Source organism: Dyadobacter psychrotolerans, from assembly GCF_004349265.1.
In the GTDB taxonomy this organism is placed as follows: domain Bacteria; phylum Bacteroidota; class Bacteroidia; order Cytophagales; family Spirosomataceae; genus Dyadobacter; species Dyadobacter psychrotolerans.
On record NZ_SMFL01000044.1, the window covers coordinates 1 to 1,010 of the forward strand.

The following is a 1,010-nucleotide window of genomic DNA, read 5'->3' on the forward strand; positions in this document are numbered from 1 at the left end:
TTCGGAAAAATAGAGTTGTCAAAAAATCATCGTTTTGAAGCGAAGTGTAATGGTTTTTTTATAAGCCCCTATCTTCAAAATCTGATGGCTTTGGCTGGTGTTAGCGACGTCTACTCAAAATCAAATGATTTGCTAAACGCTTTTCTAGGAATTAATATATCTGAAAGTCAAGTATATAGAGTAACTGATTATATAGGTAAATCAGTTGCTTCTGAGGTGATGGTTCATATCGAACATCCAACATTGAACACCGATGAACGCGTATATGCTTCGATAGATGGGAGCATGATTCAAATGGAYCAGGGATGGCAGGAGGTTAAATTGGGTCGTGTTTTCAGAGAAGGAAGTAGGATTGAAAATGGTACGAAGGAAGAAAACGAGATACGCTACAAACTTGAAGAATCTATATATAGTGGTCATTTAGGGTCATATCTGGATTTTATCCCAAAGTTTGAGGCAAGTCTGGGGACTTATAACGACCATGAAAACAAACTGGTATTTATTACAGATGGAGCCCAKTGGATACATAACTACTTGACTAACAGATTCCCCGACGCCATACATATTTTAGACTATTACCACGCTGTAGAACATCTAACAGATTTTGCTAAATTGAATTTTTCAGACACCACCAGGCGCAAAAACTGGGTAAAAGATCAAAAATTTGAATTGTTAGAAGGGTCTGCTTACAATGTGCTCGGTAATATATTGAAACTCAGAAACCTATCCCACGATGCGAAAAAGAGACGAATAAGCCTGGTGGARTATTACAAAAACAATATCGAAAGGATGCATTATAAACTTTTTCGTAGTCAAGGCCTTATGATTGGAAGTGGTCCAATGGAAGCAGCCCATAGAACTGTTATTCAAACACGAATGAAGCGCAGTGGTCAGCGGTGGACACCTGTTGGTGCGCAGGCCATGCTCAATCTTAGAGTCATAAGAGAAAGCAATCGATGGGATTGCGTCACGAACATGCTAACACAGGCTGCGTAAAATTGAAATGCACC

The 1,010-nt window shown here is 39.2% G+C and carries 1 protein-coding gene; it reads left to right on the plus strand.

Translation table 11 applies throughout. From position 1 onward, the window contains the following. The coding region (locus E0F88_RS33525; RefSeq protein ID WP_131963167.1) for a UPF0236 family transposase-like protein at window positions 1-996 on the plus strand (996 nt) is incomplete at its 5' end. Window positions 997-1,010 lie beyond the last annotated feature (14 nt).